Below are 19,952 nucleotides of genomic sequence, written 5' to 3' on the forward strand. Positions count from 1 at the left end.
CCATGCCTGCCAGCTATCAGGTCCATGACCACTTCTACGATGTCGTTGTTGTCGGTGCCGGCGGCGCAGGTCTGCGCGCCACCATGGGCATGGCGGCGGCCGGTCTGAAGACCGCCTGCATCTCGAAGGTCTTCCCCACCCGCAGCCACACGGTGGCGGCACAGGGCGGCATCTCGGCCGCCCTTGGCAATATGGGCGAGGATAACTGGCGCTGGCATATGTATGACACCGTCAAGGGCTCCGACTGGCTCGGCGACCAGGACGCCATCGAATACATGTGCCGCGAGGCCGTGCCGGCGGTGATCGAGCTGGAGCATTTCGGCGTGCCCTTCAGCCGCACGGAAGAAGGCAAGATCTACCAGCGCGCCTTCGGCGGCATGACCAAGAATTTCGGCGAGAGCCCGGCCCAGCGCACCTGCGCCGCCGCCGACCGCACCGGCCATGCGATCCTGCACACGCTGTATCAGCAGTCGCTGAAATTCGACACCGAGTTCTTCATCGAATACTTCGCCCTCGATCTGATCATGGACGAGGAGGGCGCCTGCCGCGGCGTGATGGCCTGGAACCTGGCCGATGGCAGCATGCACCGCTTCCGCGCCCAGATGGTGGTGCTGGCGACCGGAGGCTATGGCCGCGCCTATTTCTCCTGCACCTCGGCCCATACCTGCACCGGTGACGGCGGCGGCATGGTGCTGCGCGCCGGTCTGCCGCTGCAGGACATGGAATTCGTGCAGTTCCATCCCACCGGCATCTACGGGTCGGGCTGCCTGATCACCGAAGGCGCGCGCGGCGAAGGCGGCTATGTCGTCAATTCCGAAGGCGAACGCTTCATGGAACGTTACGCGCCCTCGGCTAAGGACCTGGCCTCGCGCGACGTCGTCAGCCGCGCCATGACCATGGAAATCCGCGAAGGCCGTGGCGTCGGCAAGAACAAGGACCACATCTTCCTGCATCTGGATCATCTCGATCCGAAGATCCTGCACGAGCGCCTGCCCGGCATCTCGGAAAGCGCCAAGATCTTCGCCGGCGTCAACCTGACCAAGCAGCCGATCCCGGTGTTGCCGACCGTGCATTACAACATGGGCGGCATCCCGACGAACTATCATGGCGAAGTGCTGACCCTGAAGGACGGCAACCCCGACAGCGTCGTGCCCGGCCTGATGGCTGTGGGCGAAGCCGCCTGCGTATCGGTGCATGGCGCCAACCGCCTGGGCTCGAACTCGCTGATCGATCTGGTCGTCTTCGGACGCGCCGCCGCCATCCGTGCGGCGCAGACGGTAGAGAAGGGCGCCAAGCATCGCGACATCAAGGGCGCCGGCGACGATGCACTGGCCCGCCTGGACAAGTTCCGCAATGCCAAGGGCGGCCATTCGACCGCGCAGATCCGCGACAAGATGCAGCGCACCATGCAGAACAACTGCGCGGTGTACCGCACCGGCGACGTGCTGAAGGAAGGCGTCGGCCTGATCGACGAGGTCAACAAGCTGATGCCCGACGTGTCGGTGCAGGACCGCTCGCTGGTCTGGAATTCCGACCTGGTGGAAACGCTGGAGCTGGACAACCTGATCGGCCAGGCCGTGGTCACCATGCACTCGGCCGAGAACCGCAAGGAAAGCCGCGGCGCCCATGCGCGTGAGGATTACTCCGATCGCGACGACAAGGAATGGATGAAACACACCCTGTCGTGGTTCGGCGACAAGGGCAATGTCACCATCGACTACCGTCCGGTGCATACCTACACGCTGTCGAACGAGATCGCCTATATCGAGCCTAAGAAGCGCGTGTACTGAGCGCTACGCAGAAGAAACAAGGACACCTTCCCCATGGCCGAGTTCGCGCTGCCGAAGAATTCCAAGATCACCGAGGGCAAGACCTTTGCCCTGCCGCCGGCCAAGGCCGGCGAGGATCGCCGCATCAAAAAATTCCGCGTCTACCGCTGGAACCAGGATGACGGCAAGACCCCGCAGGTCGACACCTTCGAAGTCGACATGAACGACTGCGGCCCGATGGTTCTGGACGCCCTGATCAAGATCAAGAACGAGGTCGATCCCTCGCTCACCTTCCGCCGCTCCTGCCGCGAGGGCGTCTGCGGCTCCTGCGCCATGAATATCGATGGCGGCAATACGCTGGCCTGCACCAAGGCCTGCGAGGATATCGACGGCGACGTTAAGATCTATCCGCTGCCGCATATGCCGGTGGTGAAGGACCTAGTGCCCGATCTGAGCAACTTCTACGCCCAGTATGCTTCGATCGAGCCGTGGATGAAGACCCAGAGTCCGGCGCCGACCCGCGAGCGCAAGCAGTCGGCCGAGGAGCGCAAGAAGCTCGATGGCCTCTATGAGTGCATCCTCTGCGCCTGCTGCTCCACCTCCTGCCCCAGTTATTGGTGGAATTCCGACCGTTATCTCGGCCCGGCCGTGCTGCTGCAGGCCTATCGCTGGATCGCCGACAGTCGTGACGAGATGACCGGCGAGCGACTCGACAACCTGGAAGACCCCTTCCGGCTCTATCGCTGCCACACCATCATGAACTGCGCCCAGACTTGCCCAAAGGGGCTAAATCCGGCGCAGGCGATCGGTGAAATTAAGAAGCTGATGGTGGAACGGCGCGGCTGATCTGCTAAATTGCGGCCAAAGTCGAGGGGGAGACGGCTGGATTGGCATAGCCGATTCGCGCTAAATTTGCGGTCGAATCATCTGTTCATGGGTTCCAGGTAAGGCCGCATAGCGTTATGGGCGATTTCACCCGCGGGGCTCCCGCGCATCTGACAAAAGTCAGCGCAGACAAGCTGCGTGATGTATTGCGTGAGCATGAGGCCCATCTTGCCGGCAAGCCCGGTGCGCAGCCGGCCATGCTGGCGTTTTCCGATCTTTCCGATGCCGACCTGTCCGGGGCCAACCTGACTCTGGCCGATCTGACCGGCGCGCGCCTGCATCGTGCGCGACTGGATGGCGCCAAGCTCTCCATGTCGAAATGCGGCGGTTCGGACTTCCGCAATGCCACGCTGGACGGCGCCGACATGCGCTGGGCCGATCTGCGCGGCGCCTGCCTGCGCGCCGCCGGCCTGAACGATGCCAACATGGCAGAATCGAACGGCGCCGAGGCCCTGGCCCCCACCTATGACTCCGAAGGCCGCATGAGCGACAACGGCCCGGCCAAACGCGCCATCGATCTGTCCGGTGCCTCGGTGCAGCGTGCCGATATGTCCGGCGCCCAGCTGCCCAAGGCCTTCGCCCTGCATGCCGACTTTGCCGACGCGAACCTCGATGACAGCAATCTGCGCGGGGCTGACCTGCGCAAGGCCCAGTTGATGTCGGCCCGCCTGGAAGGCGCCGATCTGCAGCAGTCTGATTTCTCCGGCGCCAACCTCTCCGGCGCCAGCCTCTCCGGCGCCCAGATCGGCGGCGCCAATTTTGCCGGCGCCGATCTGCGCGGCGCCCTCATCGATGCCGCCACCCGCAGCCTGCCGGAACTGGCCAGCGCCATCTTTGCCGCCGCTTCGCGCCACAGCATCGAGGATCTGAGCGAGGTGCTGCGCCATCATGAACTCTGGGTGCATTCGGAAGGCCGCCAGGGTCTGCGCGCCGACTTGAGCGATTTCGATTTTTCCGGCCGCGACCTGCAGGGCATCAACCTGATGGGCGCCCTGCTGGAACGCGCCTGCTTCAAGGGCGCGACCCTGACCAATGCCAATCTGGCCCTGGCGCGGCTGAACTTCGCCGACATGCGCAATGCCATCCTGACCCGGGCCAACATGCGTGGTGCCAGTCTGGCGCGCGCGACGCTGGACGGCGCCGATCTCTCGGGCGCCAACCTCGCTGCCATCAAGGACGAGGCGCCGAATGCGCGCGCCGCCCGCACCAATCTGGGTGCTGCCAAGCTGAAGAAGGCCCTGCTGATCGCCTGCAATCTGAGCGGCGCCAGCCTGGTCGCAGCCGATCTGCGCGATGCCAACCTCTCGGGCGCCGATCTCTCGGGTGCCGATCTCACTGACAGCCGCTTTGCCGGCGCCAACCTGACCGGCACCACGCTGAACAATGCGCGGCTCGACCGCGCGCGCGATCTGCTGCTGCCGAACTAGGCCGCCCGTTTATTCCGCTATGTGCGGCAGGGCGCGGTAGTCTTCGCTCTGCATCTCGTTCAGTCGCGACACGCAGCGCTGGAATTCAAACGCCCCCTCGCCTTCGGGATAGAGCGTTTCCGGCGGCGCATCGGCCGTCGCCGCCAGCTTGGTCTTCGCCTCATAAAGCGCATCGACCAGGGTGACGAAGCGTTTTGCCTCGTTGCGCCGCGCCGGACTGAGCGTCGGGATGTTGTCGATCATCACCGTGTGAAAGCTTTTGGCGATGGCGAGGAAATCCGCCGGGCCGAGCGGCTGTTCGCACAGATCGCCAAAGGTGAAGCGCGCGACGCCGCGCGCCTGGCAGGAGATCTTCAGTTTGCGCCCGAGCAACTCGATCTCGCTCGCCTCGCCTTCGGCATCGTCGGTCTGCAGGTTCCAGATGCGATCCAGCGCGATGGTGGATTTGGCGCTCATCGGGCTGAACCAGACCGGCGATTTCTGCAGGCGCTGCAGCCGGTAGTCGCGGCTGGCGGCCAGATGCAGCACGTCCAGCTTCTCCTTGAACACAGCGATGAAAGGCAGGAACAGGCCGCGGTTGATGCCATTCTTGTAGAGATCGTCGGGGTGGCGGTTCGAGGTGGCCACCACCACCACGCCGCGGTCGAACAGCTTCTCGAACAGCCGGCCGAGGATCATGGCATCGGCCACATCGCTGACCTGCAGTTCGTCGAAGCAGAGCAGCCAGGTGGCCCTGGCGATCTTCCTGGCCAGCGGGCGGATCGGATCGTCGCCGCCGGCCTTCTTCTCGGCGTCATCCTCGGGCAGCTTGCGATACCTGAAGATTTCCGCATGCACCTCCTGCATGAAGGCATGGAAATGCACGCGGCGCTTTTTCTCCACCGGCGCCTGGGCGAAGAACAGATCCATCAGCATGGATTTACCGCGGCCGACATCGCCGTAGATGTAGAGGCCCTGCGGCGCCGGCTCACGCTTGCGCCCGAAGGACAGCTTCTGCAGCCAGGTATCCTCGCCGCCCGGCTGATACTGGACCAGCCGACGGCCCAGCAGCTCCAGTTTTTCGGCCGCCAGCGCCTGGGCCGGGTCTTCCGCCAGTTCGCCGGACTGCAGTTTGGCGCGATAGGTTTCGAGGATCGACATGAGACCTGTTTAAAACAGAACGGGCGGCAGAGTCACCTGCCGCCCGTACCGGTTCGGGGCAGAGCCCGGTTTACTTCATCGTCGGGATGTTGAACTCGGCGCCCGAGCGGATGCCGGTCGGCCAGCGTGCCGTCACCGTCTTGATCTTGGTGTAGAACTTCACGCCTTCCGGGCCATGCTGGTTGGTGTCGCCAAACGCCGACTTCTTCCAGCCGCCAAACGTGTGGAAGGCCAGCGGCACCGGGATCGGCACGTTGATGCCGACCATGCCGACCTGGACCTTGGCGGCGAAGTCGCGGGCGGCATCGCCGTCGCGGGTGAAGATCGCCACGCCATTGCCGAATTCATGCTCGGTCGGCAGTTTCGCGGCTTCCTCGAAGGTCTCGGCGCGCACGACGCCCAGCACCGGGCCGAAGATCTCTTCCTTGTAGATGCGCATGTCGGGCGTGACATTGTCGAACAGGCAACCACCCATGAAGTGGCCCTTCTCGTAACCCTGCAGCTTCAGGCCACGGCCATCCACCACCAGCTTGGCGCCTTCCTTGACGCCGGTATCGACATAGCCCTTCACCTTGGCCAGATGCTCCGCCGTCACCAGCGGGCCCATTTCGGAATCCTTGTCGGTGCTGGGGCCGATCTTCAGCGCGCGCACGCGCGGCGCCAGCGCCTCGACCAGGCGGTCGGCGGTGCCCTTGCCCACCGGCACCGCGACCGAAACCGCCATGCAGCGTTCGCCGGCCGAGCCGTAGGCGGCGCCGATCAGCGCATCCACGGCCTGGTCCATGTCGGCATCGGGCATGACGATCATGTGGTTCTTGGCGCCACCCATGGCCTGCACGCGCTTACCATGCGCCGCCGCCGTGGCGTAGACATACTGGGCGATCGGCGTCGAACCGACGAAGCTGACGGCTTGAATGCGCGGATCGGTGAGCAGCGTGTCGACCGATTCCTTGTCGCCGATCACGCAGTTCAGCACGCCCGGAGGCGCGCCGGCTTCCAGCATCAGTTCGGCCAGCTTCAGCGGGCAGGACGGGTCCTTTTCGCTGGGTTTGAGGATGAAGGTGTTGCCGGCGGCAATGGCGACGCCGAACATCCACATCGGCACCATGGCCGGGAAGTTGAACGGCGTGATGCCGGCGACGACGCCGAGCGGCTGGCGCATCGAATAGACGTCAATGCCGCGCGCCACGTTGTCGGAATATTCGCCCTTCAGCAGATGCGGGATGCCGCAGGCGAATTCAACGACTTCCAGGCCGCGCTGCAGCGAGCCCTTGGCGTCCGAGATCACCTTGCCATGCTCGTTGGCGATCAGCTTCGCGATCTCGTCGGCGTTCTTCTCGCAGAGTTCCTTGAACTTGAACATGACGCGGGCGCGCGTCAGCGGCGAGGTCATGCTCCATTCGGCGAACGCCTTCTGGCTGTCGGCAATCGCGCCTTCCACCTCGGCCCTGGTGGCCAGCGGCGCCTTCGACGCCACTTCGCCGGTGGTCGGGTTGTAGACATCGAGGAAGCGGCCGGACTGGCCCGCCACCTTCTTGCCGCCGATGAAATGATGCAGCTCGTTCGCCATGTTTCACTCCCAGGAACGGGCCTTCCGGGCCCAGTAAGACCCGGCGACTCTAAAGCCCGGACCGGCGATGACAAGAGCCGGACCGGGCTTAATGAATCCCGTTCACCCGAGGCATCAGTCCGGGCGGGTGGCCTGCATGGACGGCCGCGCGGCCACGACATCATACCAGTCGGCCAGGGCCGGATACTGCTGCCGCCAGGGGATATCGCCCAGGCGAAACTGCAGATAGCCGAGCGCGCAGGCCAGTCCGATATCGCCCAGGTCGAACCGACCGGGCGCCGGCTCGAAACGGGTGGCAATGTGCTGCAGTGCACGCTCAACCGCGGCACGCTGACGCCGCACCCAGTCTTCCCACTGGCCACCCGCCGGACGACGACGCTCGATGGTGGCAATGAAGCTGGCATCGATCAGACCCTGGCACAGGCCGGCACGGGCCAACACCGGCAGCCGCAGCCGTCCCTCGGCCGGCAGCAACAGCGACGCGCTGCCGCCGATCACATCCAGCACCTGGATGATGGCATCACTTTCCGTCACCACCGTGCCGTCTTCCAGCGCCAGCGCCGGCACCTTGGATAGCGGCGTCACACGCAGCAGCTCCGGCGGATCGGCCCAGGGGTCGGTCTCGACGAAAGCCACACGATCCTGCAAACCCTTTTCCAGCACGGCGACGCGGGCCTTACGGGCGTAAGGTGAGGTCTGGTTGTAGAACAATTGCATCATCACAGGATCTCTCGTTTACGCCGCGATCTGGCCTGACAGCCGCGCCAGCACATCTTCCGCCTGCTGCACCATGGTTTCCATCACCGTCTTTGCCGGCAGCACGGCGGCAATGGTATCGGCAGATTCGCCCGCAATGACAGCGGCTGTATCGAAGTCACCGGCCGCACGTGCCGCGCGGTAGCGCGCAGACTCCTCGCGGATATTGCGCATCAGTTCCACCTCGCGGCCGATCCAGCGCTGCGCATGGTCGTTGACGAGGCAGCGGCCGTTGAACGGCGCCGGCCAGACATTCTCGCGCGAGATATCGAAAACGATGCTGCGGGCGGTATCGTCGCCCGAGGCCGCACAGATACGCGCCTTGGCGTCGTCGAAGCCGGCCGCCTCAGGGGTGGCGTAGAAGCGCGTGCCGACCAGCACGCCGGCAGCGCCCAGGGTGAGCGCCGCCGCAAGGCCGCGGCCGTCACCGATGCCGCCGGCCGCCACCACCGGGATCCTGGCCGGTACGGCATCCACCACCGCCGGCACCAGTCCCAGCGTGCCGCGTGACACGCCATGGCCGCCGGCCTCGCCGCCCTGCGCCACGATGATATCGGCGCCTTCGGCGGCCACCTGCTTTGCCATCGCCACCGTCTGTACCTGGCAGATCGCCAGCGCCCCGGCCGCCTTGATCCTGTCGACAAACGGCGACGGATCGCCGAAGGACAGCATCACCGCGGCCGGACGGGCTTCCAGGGCGATATCCAGCAGGCGGGGCTGCTTGGCCAGGCTCCAGGTGATGAAACCGATGCCGAACGAGCGCCGGGCCGGCTGCGCCGCCAGACGGCCCAACTCGCGCCGCAGCCAGACCTCGTCGCCATAACCGCCGCCCAGCATGCCGAAGCCGCCGGCGGCGCTGACCGCGTCGCAGAGCGTGGCATCGGCCACCAGGTCCATGGGGGCAAGCAGCACCGGATGACGGATGCCGAGGCAGCGGGTCAGGGTGGTGGAGAGCGGCATGACGGGTTCCTTGTAAAAAAAGGCCCTGCCATTCTAGCCACGGCATGGTATTCTAAATAATGAAATATAGTGAATTTAACGATCTGTTTTACAGATAGGTGACCAATGGAGCTTTCCGATCTCGCCTTTTTCCAGGCCGTGGCCCGCTGCGGCAGCATCAGCAAGGCGGCCCAGCAGCTCAACACCGTGCAGTCGAATGTGACCATGCGCATCAAGTTGCTGGAGGAGAAGGTCGGCCTGCCGCTGTTCAGCCGTCACAGCCGCGGCATGATCGTCACCGATGCGGGCCAGCGGCTGCTGCCCTATGCCCAGCAGGTCGCCGCCCTGATCGCCGAGGCCAAACGGGCCGCGCGCGACGACGGCAGCGTGCGCGGGCCGCTGCGGATCGGCGCGATGGAAACCACGGCGGCCGTGCGCCTGCCGCCGGTGCTGGCCGGCTATCACGTGCAATATCCCGAAGTGGAACTCGACGTCACCACCGGACCGACAGCAACCCTGCTCGACAAGGTGCTGGATCACAGCCTGGAAGGCGCGTTCGTCGCAGCGCCGGTGGAGCATCCCGATCTGGTCGCCACACCCGTCTTCCGCGAGGAGCTGGTACTGGCGATGGCCAGGTCCTGGCCCGATATCGACGCTTACCGCGCCGCCAACAGCACCATCACCGCCATCGTCTTCCGTCAGGGCTGCTCCTACCGCCAGCGGCTGGAGCAGTATTTCTCCGGTCAGGGCTGGCTGCCGCTGCGGCGGCTGGATTTCGGCACCGTGGAGGGAATCCTGGGCTGCGTCGCCGCCAATGTCGGCGTCACCCTGCTGCCCCGGGCCGCTGTGATGCGCAGCGCCATCGGTGACAGCGTCCGCATCCAGCCGATCGCCCACACCGATGCCATGGTCGATACCCTGTTCGTGCAGCGCCGCGAGTCCTATGCCAGCGCGGCCCTGCGCAGCTTCATCACCGCCTGCCACGCAGCCCCGGGCGATGACGCAGCGTCAGCGGCGGGACAGCGGATCCGCGCTGCCTAGAATTTTATTCTAGAAATTAATTCTAGTGCCCGCTATAAAGGGGCATGAGCAAACCTGCCCGCCGTCCTGCAGTTCTGCGCCCCCGACCCGCGACCGAAACCGGCAGCAAGCCGCGCGCCCTGATCGCTGCCCTGGCGCTGTTCGATGCCCAGGGCGTAGAGGCCACCACCATCGAGCAGGTGCGCGATGCCGCGGCCGTATCGGTCGGCAGCCTGTATCACAATTTCGGCAGCCGCGAGGGCCTGGTCTCCGCGCTGTATGAGGATCTGCTGGCGCGCTATCGCGCCGCCATAGCAGCCGAACTGGCCCGGCATGACAGCGCGCGCGCCCTGCTGGACGGCTTTGTGAAAACGCATATCGGCTGGTCGCTGCAAAACCCGGCCGCCGCGCGCTTCCTGGCCGAACACCGTCATCACCCGGCACTGGGCGAAGCCGAAACGCGGCTGCAGAGCGGGACCACGGATTTCCTGCGTCCGTTGCTGCTGCTGCTCAAGCCGGCGATCACCGCCGGCATCCTGCGGCCGCTGCCGCCCGAACTGCTGCTCAGCCTGGTGCTGGGCCCGGTGCAGACCTGGCTGCGCATGCAGCGCGGCGGCCATGCCACGCTCAAGGCCGACAGCGCCGCGCGCAAACTCTCCGACCTGATCTGGGACGCCATCGCCGTCCCCACCGCTGCAAGGAAAGCAAAATGACCAACACCCCCACCGTGCTGCGCCAGTGGTCCAGCCTTAGCCGCCTGCCCTTCGGCCGCCGCCTGTTCAGCTGGCTGGTCGGCTATACCGTACCCTATGCCGCCAGCATCAGCGCCCGCGTCGAGCAACTGTCACCGGGTCTGGCGCGCACGCGAATGGATGATCGCCGCAAGCTGCGCAACCATCTGCGTTCGCTGCATGCGGTGGCGCTGACCAACCTGGCCGAGCTGACCGGCAATCTGGCGATCATGAGCCGCCAGCCAGCGCAGGGCGCGCGCTGGATTATTACCGGCTTCGACAGCGAATATCTGAAAAAGGCCCGCGGTGCGATCACCGCCTCTTGCGAACTGGCGCCGCTCGACTGGACGGCTGCGCAGCATCTGGAAGGCCGCGTCGAACTGCGCGATGCCGCCGGCGACCTGGTGATGCTGGCCCGACCGCGCTGGAAGATCGGCCCGGCGTAATCCCTACTGAACCGTACCGGTCGTCTCACCCGGACGACGCTGGATCTGTAGTTCGGGCAGGGCCGCGTTGCTGTCCATCGGCGCCGTGGTGACCGGCAGGCCGCTGTCCGGTTTCGCCGCCACGGTTTCGCCATCGGCCGATGGCGTAGCGACGGCAGCCGGCGTTTCCGGCGTAAACGGGGCCTGCATCGACTGTACCTGACCCTGCGTTGGCGTCGTGTCGCTCTGGACGGCCGGCGGCGCCAGGGTCTGCACCGGTGTGGTCTGGGCCAGCTGATGGCGCGACTGGAAAACCGCCGGCGCGCTGCCGGGCAGCAGGCTGACCGGCGCACCCCTCGCCTGGGCCAGGGCCGGCACGTCGATCAATGCCGCCGCCGTCAGAGCTGCAAGTCCTGTCGCAATTGCTGCAATCCTGCGCATCATTGTCGCCTCCGGCGGCTGCCTGCCGACTGACATAACTGCGGCGCAGCGTTGCCGTTCCAGACCCCGGAAAATTTGCAGGATCACACAAGGTCACAGGCTGGTCACTGCGGCCGGCCACCAGGCAGCATGGCCATAAAGACGTCACAAAATGGCCCCGACATCCCGTATGGAAATGCCGCAATCGACTGCCATATTCCGTGGCCCAGTCAGGCTATGCCTGTCGCTGCAACGGAGATTTTCGATGAGCAAGCACATATCGGCCAAATCGTTTTCCATGGCATTGCTCGGCGCAACCGCGCTGATGGCCGGCGCTGCCGCGGTTCTGCCCGCAGAGGCCCAGACGCAGACGACGCCGACCAGCAAGGCCACCCAGCATCAGAGCGCTGCCAAGCCGCTGCCGGCCAGCAGCTATGTGTCCTACGCCCAGTCGGTCGACCTGTTCGAGGCGGAGGCCGCGAAACTTGCCGTCCAGCGCGCCCAGAATGTGCAGGTGAAGGAGTTCGCCGCCCGGCAGGTCAGTGACCATGCCACCTGGTCGCCGCGCCTGAGCGCGGCTGCCCGCGAGGCCGGCGTTACGCCGACCACACCGGCGCTGACCGTGAAGCAGACCACCAAGCTCAACGAGCTGCGCGCCGCGTCCGACAGCGCGTTCGACCAGCTGTATATCGCGGCCGTGATTGAGGCGCAGGAACGCGAGTTGCGTCTGCATAACAGCTACGCCCGTACCGGCGAGCAGGCGCCCCTGCGCACCGCTTCGAACCAGTCCATCACCCTGGTGAAGAAGCATATCGCTGACGCCCGCAAGCTTTCGACGCAGATCGCCAGCGACAGCTGATCTGCAATACGGGACTCTGAGGGAGACGCCCCGCCGGAAACGGCGGGGCGTTTTATTGTGCGCTTTATTTTGCGGCGGCGTATAGCGCCTTGAGTTTCGTCAGCACCGCACGGGCGTCGCCAAGCGGCAGGCAGCTCGGCCCGTCGCATTTCGCCTTGTCGGGATCGGGATGGAATTCCAGGAACACGCCATCGGCGCCGGCGGCCACGGCAGCCGCGGCGATCACGGCAACACCCTCGCGCCGGCCGCCCGCGGCAACGCCGCCGCCTTCGACCGCACGCGCGCCGGGCAACTGCACGGCATGGGTGGCATCGATGGTGACCGGCACGCCCAGCTTTTTCATTTCCGGGATCGCCAGCATGTCGACGATCAGGTTGTTGTAGCCAAACGCGCTGCCGCGCTCGCACAGGATGGTCATGCCGGGCTGCGCCGCCTGCTCGATCTTGTGCAGGATGCTCTTGCAGTCGTTCGGTGCCAGGAACTGCGCCTTCTTGACATGGAGAAGCCCGCCGGCCTTTTGCGTGGCGCGCGCCGCCGCCACGATCAGATCGGTCTGCCGCACCAGAAAGGCCGGGATCTGCACCAGATCGGCGACCGCGGCGACCGGCTCGGCCTGACCGGGTTCATGCAGATCGGTGGCGATCGGCACATTCAGCGTCTTCTTCACCTCGGCCAGGATTTTCAGGCCCTCGACCAGGCCGGGACCGCGGAAGCTGTTGATGGAGGAGCGATTGGCCTTGTCGAAACTCGCCTTGAAGACGAAGGGCAGCTGCAGGTCGGCGGCGATCTGCTTCAGCTCGGTGGCCGTCCGCAATGCCAGGTCCATATCCTCAATCACATTGAGGCCGAGGATGCAGAACAACCCCTTACCGTCACCGATCGAGAGATTCCATTTCGGCAGGGTGAGTACAGCCATAGATGCAATCCTTCATGATGGTCGCTCTGCAGGGCCTGCCGGCTGCGCGGCAGGCCGCCGCATATCCCGGATTGTGTCGCAAATCGGCCGACTTTGCGATATCCGGCAGGCCGATATGTTGCAGGAGTATCGTCGAGAAGTCACAGGATTGAACCGTTCCACCCACTGGTAATGCAGCCGGTATATCCTCATCTCTTGGGCAGCAGGCCGGATGGTCTTCGATCATCCCCTGCCTTCACGAGGTACCCCCATGAAACAGCTCCATTCCTTCGCCCTGCTCGGCGCCACCGCGCTGATGGCCGGCGCCCTCATCGCCACCCCCGTTCTGGCCCAGGACCCGCAGCGCAACGTCAAGACCGAACACGCGGTTACGGTCAAACCGATGACCATGACCGGGTATGTCCGCCGTGCGCAGACCGCCGACCTGTTCGAGCTGGAAGCCAGCAAGATCGGCGTGCAGCGCGCCCAGAACGAACAGGTGCGCCTGTTTGCCCAGCAGATGGTCGACGACAACACCGCCGTGGCGGCCAAACTGACCGCTGCCGCCCAGCAGGCCGGCGTAACCGCCACCACCCCCACCCTGACCGTTCGGCAGCACGCCAGGCTGGATGAACTGCGCAAGGCCTCGACCTCGGCCTTCGACAAGGCCTACATCACTGGCCAGCTCCAGATTCACAAGGATGCGGCCACCCTGCATCGCAACTATTCCCGCGATGGCATCCAGCCCGCTCTGAAGACGCGTTCGAGCGATATGACGACGATGAGCGAGAAGCACCTGGCCGCAGCCAAGAAGCTCTCTTCCCTGCTGGCCAGCGTCGGTTAAGCCACGCCCTACGGCTGTAGCGATCCGCCGCCCTCACCGAACAATCGGTGGGGGCGGTTTTTTTATGGTCAATGCCGGGCCAGACTGCGCAGCAGCTGTTCGGTGGCGTCATCGGCCGGCAGGAAGCTTTCGATGCGCAGATCCTGCAGGGTCACATCCTGCGGCGTGCCGAAAGTGGCGATCATGGTGACGAGGTTGAGCGCCAGCCCATCTTTCTCGATGCGGAAGCTGAGCAGCGGCTCGGGCTCGCTGTCCCAGTCGACACCGCGCCACAGGGCATCGACATCGGGATAGCCGCGCACCTCAGCCAGCACAGAGGCGGCAGCCGGACTGTCCATCGCCTCGCGCTGCAAGCGATGCAGCAGTGCCGTGGCGATGTCGCGCCAGTTGGTGATGAATGGCCGCGCGCCCTGAGGATGCAGCGGCAGCTTCATGAAGTTGACGGGCTGCGCCGGATCGAACCGCTCGCCCAGCAGGAAACCCAGCATGCGCAGGGCGGCCTGGTTGGCCAGCTGTATGGTCCAGCCGGCATCCACCACCACGGTGGGAAAGGGTTCATTCTGCTTCAGCAGCAGATCGAGCGCACGCCGCGCCGCCTGCAGCTGCGGCTCATCCAACCGGCTTTCGCGATAGGCGGCGGCAAAGCCGGCGGCATGCAGCAGGCGATTCCGTTCGCGCAGCGGCAGGTCCATCATTTCGCTTAAATGGAGCACCATCTGCCGGCTGGGGCGGGCGCGGCCGGATTCCAGGAAGCTGACATGGCGCTGCGACACGCCGCCGGTTTCGGCCAGCTCCAGCTGGCTCAGACCGCGACGCCGGCGCCATTGCCGCATCAGGGTGCCGAAACCCGCCTGGGCGGTGTTGCGGGGAATGGTCTGCAGCGCCGCTTCGCTCATGGCGTTTCTCCTGACCTGTTGACGATACTCTGGGTGAAGACGCCGGCGGGCGTCCAGCCTGACGCCCACCGGATGATTCACGCGGCCAATGGCAGGCCGGGCCGGCGCAGGGCCTGCAGCTTCCAGATGCCGATCAGGCCAGTGTCGATGGCCACCACCAGCAGGGCGACCGCACCCCAGAGGCTGAAGCTGCCGCTGAAACCCGCCAGCAGCGCCAGCGTGCCCAGCACCCAGGCGGCATCGGCGGCGGCCGTCACGGCGAGAACGGCACGCGGCACAGCCCGTCGGGTGGACGCGAAAAACAGCAGCCCGGCATAGACGGCCAGCAGGATGCCCAGCTCCAGCATGACGGTTGCCATCGGGAAGCTGAGCAGGACCGGCTGCTGCGGTAACAGGAAACCAGCCGTCCAGGCCGGGGCGATCAGACCCGGCAGACCGCAAGCAAAGCAGAGTGCCGCATCGACGCAGAGGATAGTGGAAAAGCGCGGGTCATGGGTCATATCAAGCTCCTTTTCGACAGGGAAACTGGAGCGATATTTCATGTAGATCAGAGGCTTAACAATTACCTGACAGGTAATAGCCCTGCTTCATCGGCATTGTCGTTAATACAAATAATTATTGTTAAATATAAAATTCTATCGTATTTTTAAGTGATAATAGATTGACTATGAAATCTCACTGTTAAATATAAGCGGCTACACAACGGGTGCGGAGTGGAACCTCGTGCAGACTTTTCCGGGATTTCTGATCCTGCAAGACCGGCCGGTCCTAGTGATCGGCGGTGGGGAGAATGCTGCCCGTAAAATCCGCCTTCTGCGCAAGGCCGGCGCGGCGATCACCGTGATCGCGCCCGAGCTCAATCCCGAATTGGCCGGCCTCGTCTCTGCCGGCGCGATCGCCCACCACGCCGAGGCCTTCACGGCCGCCCATCTCGATGGCATGCGCCTGGTGATCAGCACCCTGGGCGATGCCGGCGACGATGCCGTGGTGGCCGCCGCCCATGCGCGCAACCTGATGGTCAATGTGGTCGACCGCCCGGAATTGTCGGATTTCATCGTGCCCGCCATTGTCGAGCGCGGCGACATCACCATCGGCATTTCCTCCAACGGCACAGCGCCGCTGCTGCTTAGCCGCATCCGCGCACAGATCGAGGCGTTGCTGCCGGCGCGGCTGGGCGACCTGGCGACACTCGCCGGCGACTTCCGCAGCACGGTGGCGCGCGTGATCCCCGATGCGGCGGCGCGCAAGCGCTTCTGGGAGCGTATCTTCGATGGGGCCGTGGCGGCGAAGCTGCTGGGCGGCGATGCCAGCGGCGCGCGCAGCGCCCTGATGACCGAACTCAACAGCGCCCAGGATGCCATCGACGGCAGCGTACATCTGGTCGGTGCCGGTCCCGGTGATCCCGACCTGCTGACCCTGGCAGCGCAGCGCGTGCTGATGAATGCCGATGTCGTGCTGTATGACGATCTGGTGGCGCCGGCGATCCTGGATCGCGTGCGCCGCGACGCCGAGCGCATTCCCGTGGGCAAGCGCAAGGGCCACCACCGCATCGGCCAGACGGAAATCAATGCATTGCTGGCCGCTCATGCAACCTTGGGCAAACGTGCGGTGCGCCTCAAGGCCGGCGACCCCTTCATCTTCGGTCGCGGCGGCGAAGAGATGGATTATCTCACAGCCCGCGGCATTGCGGTTTCCGTCATCCCCGGCATCACGGCCGCGCTGGGTTGCGCCGCCGCCGTCGGTATTCCGCTCACCCATCGCGATCTCAGCCATGGACTCACGCTGGTCAGCGGCCATCTGAAAGACGAAGGCGACGATGCCATCGCCTGGGCCGAGCGGGCAAAGCGCGATGAAACCATCGTCGTCTATATGGGCGCCAGCCAGGCCGAGGCCATCCGCGACCGCCTGATCAAGGCCGGCGTTTCACCGGCCCTGCCCGTTGCCCTGATCGAGAATGGCACCCGTCCGGACCAGCAGGTCAGCGCCGGTGTGCTGAATACCCTGCAGGCCCTCGCCGCCCAGCATGGCAGCGGCCCGGTTCTGTTGATCATCGGCAAGGTCGCAGCCTATGCGCAGGCCACCGCCGATACCCGTCGCCAGCAGCGGCGGGCCTGAGGAGAGACGTCATGGCCAAAGCCCCCAAACTCGACAGCCAGCCGCAGGTGGTCACCGCCAACGACCTGAAAAGCGGCGATGTGGTCTACCTGACCAAGACCGCAAGCTGGAGCCGCAGGATTGCCGAGGCTTCGGTGGTGCCCAATACCGAAGCCGGTGCGGTGCTGCTCGCCGTGGCCGAGGCACAGGCCAAGATGAACATCGTTGTCGCGCCGTATCTGATTCCGGTGGATGCCAGCAGCACGCCGCCGCAGCCGATCCAGTATCGCGAGGTCATCCGCGCGGATGGCCCGACCACCGAAGCAAGACCCGCTGCCTAAGCCCCTAAGGACGCGTTATGTACCAGTATGACACCATAGATCAGACCCTTGTGGACGAGCGCGTGGCACAGTTCCGCGACCAGGTCGCCCGCCGCCTCAGCGGCGATATCAGTGAAGACGAGTTCAAGCCGCTGCGCCTGCAGAACGGCCTGTACCTGCAACTGCATGCCTACATGCTCCGCATCGCCATTCCCTATGGCACGCTGTCGTCGCGCCAGCTGCGCGGCCTGGCGCAGATCGGCTGCAAATACGATCGCGGCTGGGGCCATTTCACCACGCGCCAGAACCTGCAGTACAACTGGATCAAGCTGGAAGATACCGCCGATGCGCTGGCCGATCTGGCCAAGATCCAGATGCATGCGATCCAGACCAGCGGCAACTGTATCCGCAACACCACCACCGACCAGTTCGCCGGCGCCGCCCATGACGAGATTGAGGATCCGCGCGTCTGGTGCGAAATCATCCGCCAGTGGTCGACCTTCCATCCGGAATTCAGCTTCCTGCCACGCAAGTTCAAGATCGCCGTCACCGGCTCGCCGAACGACCGCGCCGCCGTGCGCGTGCACGATATCGGCCTGCGCATGCATAAGAATGCCGCCGGTGAAACCGGTTTCGAGGTGATGGTCGGGGGCGGCCTCGGCCGCACCCCCTTCATCGGCAAGACCGTGCGCGACTTCCTGCCCAAGCAGGATCTGCTGAGCTACCTGGAAGCCATTCTGCGCGTCTACAACCAGTTCGGCCGCCGCGACAATATCTACAAGGCCCGCATCAAGATCCTGGTGCATGAAGTTGGCATTGACACCATCCGCGAGAAGGTCGAGGCCGAATGGCAGGCCATCAAGGACGGCGCACTGAAGCTGCCGCAGGAGGCCATCGACCAGATCGTCGTGCAGTTTGCGCCGCCGGCTTTCGAGAAACTCTCCGCTGGCGTGCATGCCGATTACGCCAATGCTTTCCGCACCGATTTCGAGTTCGGCTTGTGGGCGCGCCGCAACACCTTTAAGCACAAGCAGCCGGGCTACAGCATCGTCACGGTGTCGCTCAAAAAGGAAGGCGAAGCGCCGGGCGATGCCAAGGCCGAGCAGATGAATGCCGTGGCCGATATCGCCGACCGCTATTCCTTCGGTGAGATCCGCGTGACCCACGAGCAGAATCTGGTGCTGCCGCATGTGAAGCAGTCCGACCTGCCGGCCGTGTTCAAGGCCCTGAAGGCTTACGACCTGGCCACACCGAATGTCGGCCTGGCCTCGGACATCATCGCCTGCCCCGGCCTGGATTACTGCGCACTGGCCAATGCCCGATCGATCCCGATCGCCCAGCAGATCGCGCTGCGCTTCAAGAACTGGGAACGCGCCCACGATATCGGCGAGCTGAAGATCAAGATTTCGGGCTGCATCAATGCCTGCGGCCACCATCATGTCGGCCATATCGGCATTCTCGGCGTCGACAAGGCCGGCGAGGAATTCTACCAGCTTACGCTGGGCGGTTCGGCCGACGATCAGGCTGCCATCGGCGATCTGATCGGCCCGTCGCTGAATACCAAGGACGCCGTGGACGCCATCGACACGCTGGTCGAAACCTATCTGCGCCTGCGCAACTCCAGCGACGAACGCTTCCTCGACACCTATCGCCGCGTCGGCCTGGCGCCGTTCAAGGAGGCCGTCTATGCCGTTGCTTAAAAATGGCCAGGTGGTCGGCGAAGATGCCTTCGTGCCGGTGGCCGACGATGCCGCCCTGCCGGCCAGCGGCGCCGTGCTGGTGACCCATGCCCGCTGGCAGGCCGAGAAGGACCAGCTTTCGGGTCGCAACAGCCCGCTGGGCATCGCCCTGCCGAACACGCTCGATGTGCTCGACTTCGGACCGGAAGCCGAGCGTTTCGACCTGATCGTGCTCTGCTTCCCCAAATTCAGCGACGGCCGCGCCTACAGCCAGGCCCGCCTGCTGCGCGAACGTTTCGGTTTCCGGGGCGAGCTGCGCGCCACCGGCAATGTGCTGCCCGACCAGCTCTGGCATATGCAGCGCAGCGGCTTCGACGCCTTCGAGATACCACGCGACAACGCCGCTGAGATTTTCGCCAAGGCGATGCAGAGCTTCAGTGCCGTCTACCAGCCGACCGGCGACGGCCGCGTCAGTGCGCTCAAGCAGCGGCTGCTGGCCGCGCAGAAGAAGGAAGCCGCGGAATGAGTGCGCTCGCCTTCGCCAGCCTCGACCTCGACGACTATGCCGCGTCGCTGAATGCCAGGCTGCAGGGCGCCAGTGCCGAAACGATCCTGCAGACCGCCATTACCGACATATTCCCCGGCCAGATCGCCCTGGTCTCGTCCTTCGGCGCCGAGGCCGCCGTGCTGCTGCATCTGGCGGCGCAGATCGACAAGAATGTCCCAGTGCTGTTCCTGGAAACCGGCAAGCATTTCGAGCAGACGCTGCAGTATCGCAACACGCTGGTCGATCGGCTGGGACTGACTGATGTGCGCAACCTGACGCCGGACCCGAAGGCGCTGGCGGTGCAGGACAGCGCCGGCACCCTGTGGTTCAGGGATGCCGATGCCTGCTGCCGCATCCGCAAGGTCGAGCCGCTGGAGCGCGCCCTCAAGCCCTTCGCGGCCTCGATCAGCGGCCGCAAGCGGTTCCAGGCCAGCACTCGCAGCAAACTGCAGATGGTGGAAGTCGATGGCGTCCGCCTGAAGTTCAATCCGCTGGCCGATTGGGATGCTGCCGCGCTGGAGACCTATGCCCGAATGCACGATCTGCCGCGGCATCCGCTGGTGGCCGAGGGCTACCGCTCCATCGGTTGCGCGCCCTGCACCCAGCCGGTGACCGAAGGCGAAGACGCCCGCGCGGGCCGATGGCGCGGCAGCGAAAAAACCGAATGCGGGATTCACAGCCGCATCTGACTCCTCCCTTTCCTTCCTGCCGCTGCGACGGCGGCCAAGACCAGAAA

21 protein-coding genes are annotated in these 19,952 nt (G+C 65.0%); 13 read left to right on the plus strand and 8 right to left on the minus strand.

Features of this window, described 5'->3' with window-relative positions; all coding sequences use genetic code 11:
* Positions 1-2: 2 nt before the first annotated feature.
* The 3 genes from sdhA (at position 3) to AC1ROT_RS08105 (ending at position 4,081) form a co-directional block, all read left to right on the plus strand.
* Positions 3-1,790, plus strand: a complete 1,788-nt coding sequence (gene sdhA / locus AC1ROT_RS08095) for a succinate dehydrogenase flavoprotein subunit (protein WP_492998294.1) — start codon at positions 3-5, stop codon at positions 1,788-1,790.
* A 33-nt stretch (positions 1,791-1,823) separates the two neighbouring features.
* Complete coding sequence (locus tag AC1ROT_RS08100) at positions 1,824-2,615, plus strand: succinate dehydrogenase iron-sulfur subunit (RefSeq protein WP_492972726.1); 792 nt, start codon at positions 1,824-1,826, stop codon at positions 2,613-2,615.
* Between the two features lie 116 nt (positions 2,616-2,731).
* Positions 2,732-4,081, plus strand: coding sequence for a pentapeptide repeat-containing protein (locus AC1ROT_RS08105; protein ID WP_492998295.1), 1,350 nt, complete (start codon positions 2,732-2,734; stop codon positions 4,079-4,081).
* A gap of 9 nt (positions 4,082-4,090) precedes the next feature.
* Here AC1ROT_RS08105 and zapE read toward each other — a convergent pair whose 3' ends face one another.
* From zapE to AC1ROT_RS08125, 4 genes are all read right to left on the minus strand, one after another.
* A complete protein-coding gene (gene zapE, locus AC1ROT_RS08110) occupies positions 4,091-5,221 on the minus strand; it encodes a cell division protein ZapE (protein WP_492998296.1) in 1,131 nt (376 codons plus the stop codon).
* A 70-nt stretch (positions 5,222-5,291) separates the two neighbouring features.
* Entirely contained in the window at positions 5,292-6,791 is a 1,500-nt protein-coding gene (locus AC1ROT_RS08115; protein WP_492998298.1) for a CoA-acylating methylmalonate-semialdehyde dehydrogenase, read from the minus strand.
* Between the two features lie 114 nt (positions 6,792-6,905).
* Positions 6,906-7,511, minus strand: coding sequence for a glutathione S-transferase family protein (locus AC1ROT_RS08120; protein WP_492998300.1), 606 nt, complete (start codon positions 7,509-7,511; stop codon positions 6,906-6,908).
* A 15-nt stretch (positions 7,512-7,526) separates the two neighbouring features.
* Positions 7,527-8,507, minus strand: a complete 981-nt coding sequence (locus AC1ROT_RS08125) for an NAD(P)H-dependent flavin oxidoreductase (RefSeq protein ID WP_492998303.1) — start codon at positions 8,505-8,507, stop codon at positions 7,527-7,529.
* A 105-nt stretch (positions 8,508-8,612) separates the two neighbouring features.
* Between AC1ROT_RS08125 and AC1ROT_RS08130 the strand changes: the two genes are divergently transcribed.
* The 3 genes from AC1ROT_RS08130 to AC1ROT_RS08140 are packed head-to-tail and all read left to right on the plus strand — an operon-like array spanning position 8,613 to position 10,683.
* Positions 8,613-9,527: a LysR family transcriptional regulator gene (locus tag AC1ROT_RS08130; protein WP_492998305.1), complete on the plus strand. Its 915-nt coding sequence runs from the start codon at positions 8,613-8,615 to the stop codon at positions 9,525-9,527.
* Positions 9,528-9,571: 44 nt separating this feature from the next.
* Positions 9,572-10,219 carry a TetR/AcrR family transcriptional regulator gene (locus AC1ROT_RS08135; protein ID WP_492998307.1) on the plus strand — a complete coding sequence of 216 codons (648 nt, stop codon included), beginning with the start codon at positions 9,572-9,574 and terminating at the stop codon, positions 10,217-10,219.
* Positions 10,216-10,683, plus strand: a complete 468-nt coding sequence (locus AC1ROT_RS08140) for a DUF4442 domain-containing protein (RefSeq protein ID WP_492972718.1) — start codon at positions 10,216-10,218, stop codon at positions 10,681-10,683. Before AC1ROT_RS08135 ends, AC1ROT_RS08140 begins: the two co-directional genes overlap by 4 nt.
* Positions 10,684-10,686: 3 nt before the next feature.
* Here AC1ROT_RS08140 and AC1ROT_RS08145 read toward each other — a convergent pair whose 3' ends face one another.
* Positions 10,687-11,106, minus strand: coding sequence for a hypothetical protein (locus AC1ROT_RS08145; protein WP_492972717.1), 420 nt, complete (start codon positions 11,104-11,106; stop codon positions 10,687-10,689).
* A 241-nt stretch (positions 11,107-11,347) separates the two neighbouring features.
* On the opposite strand from AC1ROT_RS08145, the gene AC1ROT_RS08150 reads away from it, so the two are divergent.
* On the plus strand, positions 11,348-11,941 hold the full coding sequence (locus AC1ROT_RS08150; RefSeq protein ID WP_492998309.1) for a DUF4142 domain-containing protein: 594 nt from the start codon (positions 11,348-11,350) through the stop codon (positions 11,939-11,941).
* Between the two features lie 64 nt (positions 11,942-12,005).
* Here AC1ROT_RS08150 and kdsA read toward each other — a convergent pair whose 3' ends face one another.
* Complete coding sequence (gene kdsA / locus AC1ROT_RS08155) at positions 12,006-12,857, minus strand: 3-deoxy-8-phosphooctulonate synthase (protein ID WP_492998311.1); 852 nt, start codon at positions 12,855-12,857, stop codon at positions 12,006-12,008.
* 250 nt (positions 12,858-13,107) lie between these two features.
* Here kdsA and AC1ROT_RS08160 point away from each other — a divergent pair, with 250 nt between their 5' ends.
* A complete protein-coding gene (locus AC1ROT_RS08160; protein ID WP_492998313.1) occupies positions 13,108-13,680 on the plus strand; it encodes a DUF4142 domain-containing protein in 573 nt (190 codons plus the stop codon).
* Positions 13,681-13,748: 68 nt separating this feature from the next.
* On the opposite strand, the gene AC1ROT_RS08165 is transcribed toward AC1ROT_RS08160, so the two are convergent.
* Together AC1ROT_RS08165 and AC1ROT_RS08170 are read right to left on the minus strand one after the other, a co-directional pair.
* Positions 13,749-14,576: a helix-turn-helix domain-containing protein gene (locus AC1ROT_RS08165; protein ID WP_492998314.1), complete on the minus strand. Its 828-nt coding sequence runs from the start codon at positions 14,574-14,576 to the stop codon at positions 13,749-13,751.
* A gap of 77 nt (positions 14,577-14,653) precedes the next feature.
* On the minus strand, positions 14,654-15,076 hold the full coding sequence (locus AC1ROT_RS08170) for a hypothetical protein (protein ID WP_492998315.1): 423 nt from the start codon (positions 15,074-15,076) through the stop codon (positions 14,654-14,656).
* Positions 15,077-15,299: 223 nt separating this feature from the next.
* Here AC1ROT_RS08170 and cysG point away from each other — a divergent pair, with 223 nt between their 5' ends.
* Genes cysG through AC1ROT_RS08195 form a run of 5 tightly spaced genes read left to right on the plus strand, consistent with a single transcriptional unit; the run spans position 15,300 to position 19,905 of the window.
* Positions 15,300-16,691 (plus strand): siroheme synthase CysG, encoded by a 1,392-nt coding sequence (gene cysG, locus AC1ROT_RS08175; protein ID WP_492998317.1) that lies wholly within the window; start codon positions 15,300-15,302, stop codon positions 16,689-16,691.
* Between the two features lie 11 nt (positions 16,692-16,702).
* Positions 16,703-17,011, plus strand: a complete 309-nt coding sequence (locus AC1ROT_RS08180) for a DUF2849 domain-containing protein (protein ID WP_492998319.1) — start codon at positions 16,703-16,705, stop codon at positions 17,009-17,011.
* A gap of 17 nt (positions 17,012-17,028) precedes the next feature.
* A complete protein-coding gene (locus tag AC1ROT_RS08185; RefSeq protein ID WP_492998320.1) occupies positions 17,029-18,690 on the plus strand; it encodes a nitrite/sulfite reductase in 1,662 nt (553 codons plus the stop codon).
* Positions 18,677-19,195, plus strand: a complete 519-nt coding sequence (locus AC1ROT_RS08190) for a DUF934 domain-containing protein (RefSeq protein WP_492998323.1) — start codon at positions 18,677-18,679, stop codon at positions 19,193-19,195. The genes AC1ROT_RS08185 and AC1ROT_RS08190 overlap by 14 nt, the downstream gene beginning before the upstream one ends.
* Positions 19,192-19,905, plus strand: a complete 714-nt coding sequence (locus AC1ROT_RS08195; RefSeq protein WP_492998324.1) for a phosphoadenylyl-sulfate reductase — start codon at positions 19,192-19,194, stop codon at positions 19,903-19,905. Before AC1ROT_RS08190 ends, AC1ROT_RS08195 begins: the two co-directional genes overlap by 4 nt.
* Positions 19,906-19,952 lie beyond the last annotated feature (47 nt).

This window comes from Ferrovibrio sp. GW821-FHT12E11 (assembly GCF_058806975.1).

Excerpts from the sequence above, each read along its gene's own strand:
- zapE (WP_492998296.1), bottom strand. The coding sequence starts at position 5,221 with ATGTCGATCCTCGAAACCTATCGCGCCAAACTGCAGTCCGGCGAACTG.
- AC1ROT_RS08135 (WP_492998307.1), top strand. The coding sequence starts at position 9,572 with ATGAGCAAACCTGCCCGCCGTCCTGCAGTTCTGCGCCCCCGACCCGCG.
- AC1ROT_RS08145 (WP_492972717.1), bottom strand. The coding sequence starts at position 11,106 with ATGATGCGCAGGATTGCAGCAATTGCGACAGGACTTGCAGCTCTGACG.
- AC1ROT_RS08195 (WP_492998324.1), top strand. The coding sequence starts at position 19,192 with ATGAGTGCGCTCGCCTTCGCCAGCCTCGACCTCGACGACTATGCCGCG.
- sdhA (WP_492998294.1), top strand. The coding sequence starts at position 3 with ATGCCTGCCAGCTATCAGGTCCATGACCACTTCTACGATGTCGTTGTT.
- AC1ROT_RS08170 (WP_492998315.1), bottom strand. The coding sequence starts at position 15,076 with ATGACCCATGACCCGCGCTTTTCCACTATCCTCTGCGTCGATGCGGCA.
- AC1ROT_RS08150 (WP_492998309.1), top strand. The coding sequence starts at position 11,348 with ATGAGCAAGCACATATCGGCCAAATCGTTTTCCATGGCATTGCTCGGC.
- kdsA (WP_492998311.1), bottom strand. The coding sequence starts at position 12,857 with ATGGCTGTACTCACCCTGCCGAAATGGAATCTCTCGATCGGTGACGGT.
- AC1ROT_RS08120 (WP_492998300.1), bottom strand. The coding sequence starts at position 7,511 with ATGATGCAATTGTTCTACAACCAGACCTCACCTTACGCCCGTAAGGCC.
- AC1ROT_RS08115 (WP_492998298.1), bottom strand. The coding sequence starts at position 6,791 with ATGGCGAACGAGCTGCATCATTTCATCGGCGGCAAGAAGGTGGCGGGC.
- AC1ROT_RS08125 (WP_492998303.1), bottom strand. The coding sequence starts at position 8,507 with ATGCCGCTCTCCACCACCCTGACCCGCTGCCTCGGCATCCGTCATCCG.
- AC1ROT_RS08180 (WP_492998319.1), top strand. The coding sequence starts at position 16,703 with ATGGCCAAAGCCCCCAAACTCGACAGCCAGCCGCAGGTGGTCACCGCC.
- AC1ROT_RS08165 (WP_492998314.1), bottom strand. The coding sequence starts at position 14,576 with ATGAGCGAAGCGGCGCTGCAGACCATTCCCCGCAACACCGCCCAGGCG.
- AC1ROT_RS08185 (WP_492998320.1), top strand. The coding sequence starts at position 17,029 with ATGTACCAGTATGACACCATAGATCAGACCCTTGTGGACGAGCGCGTG.
- AC1ROT_RS08100 (WP_492972726.1), top strand. The coding sequence starts at position 1,824 with ATGGCCGAGTTCGCGCTGCCGAAGAATTCCAAGATCACCGAGGGCAAG.
- AC1ROT_RS08160 (WP_492998313.1), top strand. The coding sequence starts at position 13,108 with ATGAAACAGCTCCATTCCTTCGCCCTGCTCGGCGCCACCGCGCTGATG.
- AC1ROT_RS08140 (WP_492972718.1), top strand. The coding sequence starts at position 10,216 with ATGACCAACACCCCCACCGTGCTGCGCCAGTGGTCCAGCCTTAGCCGC.
- AC1ROT_RS08190 (WP_492998323.1), top strand. The coding sequence starts at position 18,677 with ATGCCGTTGCTTAAAAATGGCCAGGTGGTCGGCGAAGATGCCTTCGTG.
- AC1ROT_RS08105 (WP_492998295.1), top strand. The coding sequence starts at position 2,732 with ATGGGCGATTTCACCCGCGGGGCTCCCGCGCATCTGACAAAAGTCAGC.
- AC1ROT_RS08130 (WP_492998305.1), top strand. The coding sequence starts at position 8,613 with ATGGAGCTTTCCGATCTCGCCTTTTTCCAGGCCGTGGCCCGCTGCGGC.